Here is a 5,545-nt window from a genome sequence, read left to right as displayed (position 1 = left end):
CACACCGGCTTGGCCGAGCCCTCGCGCTCCATCGTGACCTCGATCGTCAGCTGGGCGCCACCATCCAGCGGTTCATGGGCCAGCAGCTTGAAACTGCCCCGCAAGCGGCTGCCCACCGGCACCGGCGACGGGAACCGCACCCGGTTCAGCCCGTAGTTGACGCCCATGCGCGTGTCGCCCACCTCGAAGGCCGACGCGAACATCTCCGGCAGCAGGCTCAGCGTGAGAAAGCCATGGGCGATCGTGGTCTTGAACGGCCCGGCCGCCGCGCGCACCGGGTCGACGTGGATCCACTGGTGGTCGCCGGTGGCCTCGGCGAACTGGTCGATGCGGCGCTGGTCGACCTCGATCCAGTCGCTCAGGCCGATCTCCTGCCCCACCAGGGCCTGCAGCTCGGCCAGCCGTTCGAAGCGCTTCATCAGGCGTCCAGCCACTGGAGCAGCGGCTGCCATTGTTCGAGGTCGCGCTCGACGCGGCTCGGTGCCACGTCCCACAGCGTCAGGCCRCGCGCGGCCAGGTGCACGTAGTTCTGCGTGTCGCGCAGGAAGCCGAGCAGCGGCACCTGCAGCGTCTCGAGGAAGCTGCGCAGCTGGTCGGCCGAGATCGTGCCCTCGCGCACCCGCATGCCGACGATCGCGACCGCCACCTTGTCGCCCCGCCGCCGCGCCAGCAGCTCGCGCACGAAGGCGTGCGTCGCGTGGATGTCGAAGATGCTGGGCTGCAGCGGCACGAGCACCTTGTCGGCCAGCTTCATCACCTCGTCGAGGCGCTTGCCGTGCAGGCCGGCCGGCGTGTCGAGCACCGCGTGCGTCGTGCCCTTGGGCGGGCGGACGACCTCCTCGTGGGTCAGCTCCCAGCCGGTGATCGGCGGCAGGTTCGCGGGGCGCAGCGAGAGCCAGGTGCGGGCCGACTGCTGCCGGTCGACATCGCCCAGCATCACGGCATGTCCGGCCTGGGCCATGTACCCTGCGATGTTGGTGGACAAGGTGCTCTTTCCGACCCCGCCCTTCGGATTGGCCACCACGATCACTGGCATGCACTGCTCCTGACGATCCTTGTTTGCGGTTATGTTAACGAACACTATCGTTGTTGGGCTACCAATACTWACCCCCGCCGTCCACTCCTGCCATGAACCCCTCTGAAGTCCTCGTGCTCACCGCCCATCCGCAGATGGAGCAGTCGCGCGTCAACCGCACGCTCTACAAGGCCGCCAAGAAATCCGGCCATGCCACGGTGCGCGACCTGTACCGCCTCTACCCCGACTACCTGATCGACATCGAGGCCGAGCGCGCGCTGCTGCTGCAGGCCAAGCTCATCGTGTGGCAGCACCCGATCCACTGGTACAGCATGCCGCCGCTGATGAAGCTGTGGGTCGACGAGGTGCTGGGCTTCGGCTGGGCCTACGGGCCGGACGGCCACGCGCTGCGCGGCAAGGACCTGTGGCTGGTCTCGTCCACCGGCGGCCCGGACGACTCCTACCGCCCCGACAGCTACAACCGCTACCACTTCGACGCCTTCCTGCCGCCCTACGAGCAGACCGCCGCGCTGTGCGGCATGCGCTTCCTGCCGCCGCTGGTGCTGCATGGCGCGCACCGTGTCGGCGCGGCCGAGCTGCAGGCGCATGCCGACACCTTCGTGCAGCACCTGGGCAGCTACCCGAACTGGCCGGAGCTGGCCGGGCTGGACGATTGCATCGACTGCGAGGTGCCCGAATCGGCGCGCCCGACGGATGCGGCCGAAGCCGCTGTGGCGGAAAGCGCCTGATGGAACACGGCAGCTGGTTGACAGGCGGGCTGGTGTACCTGGCCGCCGCGGTGATCGCGGTGCCGGTGGCGAAGAAGCTGGGGCTGGGCTCGATCATCGGCTACCTGGCCGCGGGCATCCTGATCGGGCCCTGGGGCCTGCGGCTGGTGACCGATCCGCAGGACATGCTGCATTTCGCCGAGTTCGGCGTGGTGCTGATGCTGTTCCTGGTCGGGCTGGAGCTGGAGCCGAAGCGGCTGTGGGCGCTGCGCAAGCCGATCTTCGGCTGGGGCAGCGTGCAGCTGTTCGGCTCGGCGGCGCTGCTGCTCGGCGCGGCGGTCGCGGCCGGCGTGCCGTGGCAGCTGGCGCTGGTGGGCGGGCTGGGCCTCGCGATGTCGTCGACGGCAATCGGGCTGGGCGTGCTGGGCGAGCGCAACCTGATGGCGACGACCTCGGGGCAGAGCCTGCTGAGCGTGGCGCTGCTGCAGGACATCGCGGCGATCCCGATCCTCGCGCTGGTGCCGCTGCTGGCCGGGCCTTCGGATGCGCCGGAGCACGGCAGCTTCTGGCTCGGGGCCGGCAAGGCGCTGGGGGTGGTCGCGATCATCGTGCTGGGCGGGCGGCTGCTGCTGCGGCCCACGCTGCGCTGGATCGCCGGCAGCGCGACGCCCGAGATCTTCACCGCCGCGTCGCTGCTGCTGGTGGTGGCCACCGCGGCGCTGATGCAGACGGTGGGGCTGTCGATGGCGCTCGGCGCCTTCCTGGCCGGCGTGCTGCTGGCCGAGAGCGAGTACCGGCGCGAGCTCGAGACCGACATCGAGCCGTTCAAGGGGCTGCTGCTCGGGCTGTTCTTCATCGCGGTGGGGATGAGCATCGACTTCTCGATCGTGATGCAGCGGCCGCTGCTGATCGCGCTGATCGTCGGCGGCTTCCTCGGCGTGAAGGCCGCGGTGCTGTGGGCGATGGGCCGCGGGATGCCGCTGCCGAAGGCCGAGCGGCCGGYGTTCATCATCCTGCTGGCGCAGGGCGGCGAGTTCGGTTTCGTGGTGTTCCAGACCGCCACGCAGGCCGGCGTGATCGACGGGCCGACCTCGTCGCTGCTGGTGGCGGCGGTGGCCTTGTCGATGCTGCTGACGCCGCTGCTGCTGGTGGCCGCCGACCGCTGGTGGACGCCGACGCTGGCGGGCCAGAAGCGCAGCGACATCCCCGAGCTCAGCGAGCAGCAGGATGCGTCGGTGATCATCGCCGGCTTCGGCCGCTACGGGCAGATCGTCGGCCGGATGATGTTCGCCAACGGCCTGACGCCGACGGTGCTGGAGCACGACGCCGAGGCGCTGGAGGCGCTGCGCCGCTTCGGCTGGCCGGTGTTCTATGGCGACGCGACGCGGCTCGACCTGCTGCGCACCGCCGGCGCGGCGACCGCCAAGGTGCTGGTGCTGGCGATCGACGACGTGGAGCAGAGCGTGGAGGTGGCGACGCTGGTGCGCGAGAACTTCCCGCAGCTGACGATCGTCGCGCGGGCGCGCAACGTGCGGCACTACTACCGGCTGCGCGAACTGGGCGTCACGCTGATCGAGCGCGAGACGCTGGATTCGGCGCTGATGACGGCGCGCAGCACGCTCGAGCTGCTGGGCTGGCAACCGCACCAGGCGCGCAACCTGGCGCTGCGGTTCCGGCGCCACAGCATCGACCAGCTGGAGGCGATGCGCCCGCATGCGCGCGACCAGGAGCGGCTGATCGCGGTCGCGAAGGAAGGCCGGCAGCAGCTCGAGACGCTGTTCGCGCAGGAGCGCGCCGCGGCGCTGGATCGCAAGCAGCGCGCCGGCTGGGGGGGCGCGCCGGAGAAGCCCGACGAGGAAGCCGCCACCTGATCACCGCAACGCGTCGTACAGCAGCTTCACGCCGGTGAGGAACATGCCCACGTACACCAGCCGATAGAACAGCGTCGGCTCGATCCGCTTCGCGAGCCGGATGCCGATCCACACGCCGACCGGCGCGAACGGCATCAGCACCAGCGAGGTGCCGAGGTTGCGCATGTCGATCAGGCCGAGGAAGGCGTACGGGATCCACTTCGACAGGTTCACGACCGCGAAGAACGTGGCCATCGTCGCGGTGAAGATCAGCGGCGGCAGGCGCAGCGGCAGCACGTAGGCGCTGACCGGCGGTGCGCCCGCATGCGCGACGAAGCTGGTGAAGCCCGACGCGATGCCGAGCCCGAAGCCCAGCCAGCGCGGCGGCGGCGGCGCATCGGCGCGCGGCGGGAACAGCAGCCGCTGCGCGAGGAACAGCAGCGTCAGCCCGCCGACGATGCCGGCCACCGTCTTCGGCTGCAGCAGCCCGAACGACAGCGTGCCGAGCACGGTGCCGAGCAGCCCGGCCGGGATCAGCAGCCGGATCAGCGCCTTGTCGCGCTGCTGGAACAAGGCCTTCACGCCGACCGCGTCCATCACGAGCAGCAGCGGCAGCATGATGGCCGCGGCCTGCGGCACCGTGATCGACAAGGCCATCAGCGGCGTCGCGAGCGAGCCGAAACCGGCACCGAAGCCGCTCTTGGAGAGGCCCATCAACAGCACGGCCGGGATGGCGGCCGCATAGAACCAGGGATCGGAAATCATGGCGGGCWTTGTCCCCGCCCGGCGGCGTCGCGCGAAGCGACGCCGCGCAACCGCGTCAGACCGTATGCGCTGCCTCGAGGAGCTGGATGCGCAAGATCTTCTTCCTGACCTCCTCGATCAGGTCCCGAGGCAGAAGATGCGGTCGCACACACAGTGCCATCTCCAACACCGGCACCAGAGGTTGCCGACGATTCGCCTTCAGTTGTTCCCGCACCTGCGGCGGCAGGCCCTGCTCTCCATCGGCGGAGACGGTCACATGGCACAAGGTCTTGACCTGCTTTGCCAGTGCCAGCAAGTCGGCGTCGACATCCGCGTCGCGCTGGAGGGAATCACCGAGATCCAGGCTTTCAAGGCAGCGGGCATGCGCCGCCGATTCGAGAAATTTGCTGGCCCCATCGCGAGCGCCGTCGATGCCGATGGGGCTCAATGGTTCCCTGAAATTCCCTGAAAGCACCAGTGTGGTCAGCTTGCATGGCCTGTCCGGCTTGAACAGTTTCTTGCCGATGACCTTCAGATCCGAGTGAGACAGAAAGCAATCCGCAAGGCTCAGCATCTCCAGGCTCTCGCTTGAAGCGACGGCCGACAGCAGGTCTCTGAATCTGTATTCATCAGCTGTTTTAGGCCCCGGATAGATACCCCAATCACCCCTGTTCTTGATGAGCTTCTGCCTGTCAAGAATCAGCATCTGCAGCTTGCTGCCTGGGCCCAGCAGCTTGGCAATTGCCGCAATATGTCTGGTCTGAACATGAAAGCTCCGACCAAGGCTGACCACCCTGAAGCCGCGAAGATTCAGCAGGGTCAGCGGCTTGTGCAGCTTGGCCCCCTCAAGGAAGCAGCTGATCGTCGGAGCAGTTGCGCCGTCGAGATTCAATGCGAACGCAGGGCATTCCGCATGCTCCACCAGCAGCGCAAGCGTCTCGACCTGCTCGAGATTCAGGTTCTGGCCCGTCAGATCGATCTCGCGCTCATCGAGGTGCTGTTGCCCCAGCAGTTCGATGATCGACGGCAGGTCTTTCTGCGCAAGGCATTCCGCCCACTGCTGGGGTGGGACGCGGCCTGTCGCGCGTATCTTCGGGGCCGGCGACCAGAGAGGAGCGGAGGAGTGATCCGGCGACTCTGAACGATTTTCTGGGCGTATTCTTTTCATTGGATGCAACCTTCATATTTGGAAGGCATGTGTGGTTCAG

General features: G+C 68.0%; 6 protein-coding genes. 2 read left to right on the top strand and 4 right to left on the bottom strand.

Translation table 11 applies throughout. The features are described 5' to 3' along the window. On the bottom strand, positions 1-419 hold a 419-nt coding region (locus AC1DXV_RS30705), incomplete at its 3' end, for a MaoC family dehydratase (protein ID WP_477937240.1). Beyond that, on the bottom strand, positions 419-1,036 hold the full coding sequence (locus tag AC1DXV_RS30700) for a nucleotide-binding protein (RefSeq protein WP_477937238.1): 618 nt from the start codon (positions 1,034-1,036) through the stop codon (positions 419-421). The genes AC1DXV_RS30705 and AC1DXV_RS30700, both read right to left, overlap by 1 nt. Before the next feature lie 92 nt (positions 1,037-1,128). Here AC1DXV_RS30700 and kefF point away from each other — a divergent pair, with 92 nt between their 5' ends. Both kefF and kefC read left to right on the top strand, forming a co-directional pair. Beyond that, positions 1,129-1,764 (top strand): glutathione-regulated potassium-efflux system oxidoreductase KefF, encoded by a 636-nt coding sequence (gene kefF / locus AC1DXV_RS30695; protein ID WP_477937236.1) that lies wholly within the window; start codon positions 1,129-1,131, stop codon positions 1,762-1,764. After that, entirely contained in the window at positions 1,764-3,614 is a 1,851-nt protein-coding gene (kefC, locus tag AC1DXV_RS30690) for a glutathione-regulated potassium-efflux system protein KefC (protein WP_477937234.1), read from the top strand. The genes kefF and kefC overlap by 1 nt, the downstream gene beginning before the upstream one ends. Here the strand turns inward: kefC and AC1DXV_RS30685 are convergent, their stop codons facing one another. Further along, positions 3,615-4,358, bottom strand: a complete 744-nt coding sequence (locus AC1DXV_RS30685; protein WP_477868187.1) for a sulfite exporter TauE/SafE family protein — start codon at positions 4,356-4,358, stop codon at positions 3,615-3,617. A 55-nt stretch (positions 4,359-4,413) separates the two neighbouring features. After that, positions 4,414-5,505 (bottom strand): hypothetical protein, encoded by a 1,092-nt coding sequence (locus tag AC1DXV_RS30680; RefSeq protein ID WP_477868185.1) that lies wholly within the window; start codon positions 5,503-5,505, stop codon positions 4,414-4,416. Between the last annotated feature and the right edge of the window lie 40 nt (positions 5,506-5,545).

This window comes from Rhizobacter sp. P3_C12 (assembly GCF_056402735.1).
Note: the sequence above shows the minus strand (reverse complement) of the source record. Positions and strands in the feature narration are given on the sequence as shown.